Source organism: Streptomyces sp. NPDC041796 (genome assembly GCF_055590785.1).
The window spans coordinates 1-4,199 of sequence record NZ_JBVJAH010000078.1 but is presented as its reverse complement, the minus strand read 5'-3'; the positions used below and the strand labels follow the sequence as shown (position 1 = coordinate 4,199).

3 protein-coding genes are annotated in these 4,199 nt (G+C 65.3%); 1 reads left to right on the top strand and 2 read right to left on the bottom strand.

Annotated elements, in window-relative coordinates; all coding sequences use genetic code 11:
• Positions 1–125: 125 nt before the first annotated feature.
• Positions 126–1,007, bottom strand: a complete 882-nt coding sequence (locus tag ACZ6C1_RS38720) for a hypothetical protein (RefSeq protein WP_469247717.1) — start codon at positions 1,005–1,007, stop codon at positions 126–128.
• Between the two features lie 4 nt (positions 1,008–1,011).
• Between ACZ6C1_RS38720 and ACZ6C1_RS38715 the strand changes: the two genes are divergently transcribed.
• Positions 1,012–1,464 (top strand): hypothetical protein, encoded by a 453-nt coding sequence (locus tag ACZ6C1_RS38715; protein WP_469247716.1) that lies wholly within the window; start codon positions 1,012–1,014, stop codon positions 1,462–1,464.
• A 543-nt stretch (positions 1,465–2,007) separates the two neighbouring features.
• Here the strand turns inward: ACZ6C1_RS38715 and ACZ6C1_RS38710 are convergent.
• On the bottom strand, positions 2,008–3,537 hold the full coding sequence (locus tag ACZ6C1_RS38710) for a S8 family peptidase (protein WP_469247715.1): 1,530 nt from the start codon (positions 3,535–3,537) through the stop codon (positions 2,008–2,010).
• Positions 3,538–4,199: the final 662 nt, after the last annotated feature.

The following is a 4,199-nucleotide window of genomic DNA, read 5'->3' as shown; positions in this document are numbered from 1 at the left end:
CCTCCCGGCACAGCGCGAAGAAACAGGAACCCACCGAGACGGTCAGATGCCCGTGGCAGGAATCTCCTCCCTTTAAGGAGGAGAGCGGAAGTCAATGAACTCAAGTAACGGCGAGAGCGACACCGTCACAGCGTCGCGAACAGGAGGGCGAAGAAGAGCCACAGCAGCACGGCCTCGTTCCCTCCTGCATGCGTGCGGCCTGGGCCCGCAGCGGCTCCAACCGCCCGGTAGACCGCCTGTATCTGGGCTTCCATCAGTTCCCAGAGCCGTCCCTTTTCGCCTGCTGATGTCTTCTTGCAGGCGCTGCAGGCGAGCGAGCTGCCGGACCATGCTGGCTTTGGCTTCGACTGCCTAATAGGGAGGGCCGCGCGCAGCGTGCCGATATTGACGGCCGGGTGGTCGGGATCGGCAGCGGTCTTCTGGCTGACCAGCAGGTGGGAGTTGGCCGAGGCGGGCCAGCGCAGGTGGCGGTAGGTCGTCCAGTCGGCAGCGAGTTGGTGGGTGAGCTCCTCCAGGTAGAGGGTGTGCCGCAGCAGCCCGCGCTGTACTTCGAGCGTGCCTCGGGAGAGGTCGAGGCCCGTTGTGTGCAGGGTTCGGATCTCGTGTCCGGGCAGTGCGTGGATAGAGGCCAGGGCGACGACGAGGCGGCCGAGCGGCGTCGACGCCTGGTCGAGTAGCCCCATCAGAAGGTCGGAGGGGACGGACTTCGGGATCCCCTTGAGGCCGCCGACAGGGAGGTCCCGGGCGGGGTTGCGGAAGATCACTCGCTCGCGTTTGAGCGCGCGGAACAGGCTTCGCAGGGCTGTGGCCAGCCCTCGGCGGGCGTAGCCAGACAAGCCGTCCACGGCGTTCTCGACGTGGTCCTTCGTGATCTCCCTCAGTGAGTTCACGCCGGCCTTCGTGGTCCACGCGGTGAGGGTGGGCTGGAGCGTGGTGAGGTAACGGCGGATGCCGTCGTACCCACGGGGCTCGCCTTCGCGGCGGCCCTGCTCGCGCAAGACTTTCACCCAGGTGCCCACCTCGCTCGCGACCGGCTCCGGCCAGGTCGTGCACGTCGCGTTCGAAGACGGCCGTCTCGGCGCCGAGCCAGTACAGGAGGATCGTGAACGTGCGGGAGTGCTTCCGGTAGTCCGTCCGCTGCCCCGGTCGATGGCGGGTGAACTCCTCAAGCAAGCGCTGGGCGGTCTCGGTCAGCGGCGGCTCGCCCGAAGGCATGCTCCGCAGCCGGGCCAGCACCGGAGCCCAGTCGCGCCGGATGGTGAACAGCGATTCCTGTCCGCGGCTCGTGTGCAGCGCGGGCCGTCGCTCGTCGTAGTCGGGCGCCTGGCCGTCGCCGACCGGGAACGCCTCGAACGGCCCGCCCTTGCCGGTTGGCAGCGCGATTACAACTGCGTGAACCGCCGGGAGGCCGGGCGGGCTTGGTCGATGAGGCGGTACTTCGTGTTCGTCCCGGTGACGCACTGATCTCCCGCTACTCGGCTGTCGGTGAGCTTACGCAGTCCACAGGACGAGACACGGACGGTAGCCAGCCGGGGAGACGCAGAACCGGGGTCATGGGCAGCCCCGCTGCGACTGCCCACGAGGCCACTGGGCGTTAATGACCCCGTTAGGGTATGTAGCCTGCTGTTTCTGGTGAGGGAATCCTGTCCGTAGGCGCCGAATGCCCTGCGTTGGTGTTGTCCGTCAGAAGTCCGTCGAGGCCAACCTCTTGGTCACGGCGGGCCCGTACAGCGTCGGCGCTGACGTGACGACGTACCAGACGAGGAAAGCGCCACTTTCCCTTCCGCAGGTCCGGCGTCTGGAGGCCCGCCCGATGCCGCCCAGGCGGGATGTCTACGGCGGACACGTTGCTGAGTCCGGAGGCCGGCGGGAGACGCTGGCCACCGGTAGGCTTGTCAGAGATGCAGACGCTGCTGCCCGCGAGAAGCGGCGTAGCCGCCACGAGCGGAGAGCCCGGCGTGGGCGCTCCGCTCGCCGATCGGTGATCGCTTGAAGTGGCTTGGTGGATCAGAATTGCAGTGACCAGGAGTCGATCCTGCCGGTGTCGCGGCGTGAGTTGTCGCTGACGCGGAGCCTCCAGGTGCCGTTGGCGGTTTCGGAGGAGGCATCGACGGTGTAGGAGGTGATCAGGTTGTCGGTGGTTCCGCCGTCGCTGTAGTTCTTGAGCCGGTAGGCGGATCCGTCGGGTGAGATCAGGTCGATCTGCAGGTCCCCGATCGCGGTGTGCTTGATGTCGACCGCGACGCGGAGGGTGGAGGGCGCGTTGCCGGTTACGCCGGTAACGGTGATCGGGGATTGGGCGGTGGTGAAGTCCCAGATCGGATAGTCGGCGGTGTTGTCGAACCGGCTGCCGATGTACAGGAGCCTGTCCGTGGTGCCGGTGCCGACATTGGTAACCACCTTGGCGGTCGCGGCCGAGGTGAGTGCCGAGGCGACCTGTGCAGGGGTTGAGGTGGGGCGGTCCGACAGGTAAACAGCGGCGGCGCCTGCCACATGCGGGGTGGCCATGGAGGTGCCAGAGATCGTGTTGGTGGCGGTGTCGCTGCCGATCCAGGCCGAGGTGATGGAGGAACCGGGGGCGAACATGTCCACTCCGCTGCCGTAGTTGGAGTAGCTGTCCCGTGCATCGCTGATGGAGGTGGCACCGACCGTGATGGCCTCAGAAACACGCGCGGGCGAGTAACCTGAGACGTCCGCGTTGTAGTTGCCTGCCGCCACGGCGTATGTGAGACCCGCAGCGATCGAGTTGCGCACTGCTGTATCCATCGCAGAATGGGCAGCTGAGCTCAGGCTCATGTTGACTACGGCCGGCTTGGTGGCGTGCTGGGCAATCCAGTCGATACCGGCAATCACACCACTGCTGGTTCCCGAGCCGTTGTTGTCGAGCACCCGTACGGCGACAACCTTGGCCTTCTTAGCCACGCCGTAAGAGGTGCCGGCAACAGTGGCAGCTACATGCGTGCCGTGCCCGTGGCCATCGTCGGCAATGTTGTCGCCGTCGATGGCGTCATAGCCGTGCATAGCGCGACCGCCAAAATCCTGATGCGTTACGCGCACGCCGCTGTCGATGACGTACACCGTAACCCCCTGCCCAGCGCTGTCAGGGTAGGTGTAGCCCGCGTTCAGGGGCAGGGCACGCTGGTCGATGCGGTCCACTCCCCATGATGGCGGGCCCGGCTGCGTAGCAGAAGCTTTCACGACTTGGTCCTGAACGACGGATGTGACGGCTTCGTCCTGGGCTAAGCGTTTAGCCTGCTTCGCACTCAGCTTGACGGCATAACCGTTCAACGCCGAATGGTAGGTCTTCGTGATCCGGGCGCCATACTTCTTGGCCACAGCCTTCGCTTTGGGCGACCGGGAGTCGACGTGCTTGGCAAGGGTAACGATGTAGCTGTCCTTGATCACTCCACCAGCATGAGACATGTTGCCGTCAGGAGGGCACGAAGCGGCTGTCGTGCTCGTAGCGAGCGTCAGCGCCACGGCGATCGCAGCAACCGCTCCGGAAAAGGAACGCCGGGTCATATTCAGCAATGTCATCCGTAACTCTCCTAGGTGTCCACGGACCGGATGGCCCGGATCTGTGTCAATACAACGGAGCGAGCCATCCACCCTCGAGCTGACGCCTCCTGAAGCAGGGAACACAGAATGTGCTCTTCTCAGCGAGCCCCGCTGTGGCACCGTGCCCGCTCATGGGCGGCGGTCTTGCACCCGTGGAGAACGTGTTCGGCACGGCTCCTTACAAAGAGCAAATGGAGCGTCAGCGCTTCCCTCTCCTTGATACGCCACCCGAACCGGGAGCCATGTGCTCGCAAGAAACGACGCAGCCGCCGCCATCGAATGACGCGGCCACAGTCAGTGTGCCCCTGCAGGGATTGACCACCCGAGAAGCCAACGGACACTCAACGAAACCCTCTATTTCGTCAGCCGTGTGCCCGCACACGCCCACCGTCCCGGCCGGAAACCTCGGCAAGCCGGAAGCTAAGCGCGGGACCAGGGCAGAGTCCAGGCCGGTCGTCTTCCGTCCGGACGCTGCGCAGCCCTACGACCAGCGGAACCTTTCCTTCGTGCTGGACGCTGCAGAAGGTCTGGGGGGCGAGACGCCGACTGGGCTTGATCCGCTTTGACGGACATCTGAGATCAGGGGCTTCAGCCCCGGAAGGATGATGTTCATCATGGAGAGCATGGGGAAGAAGAGGCCG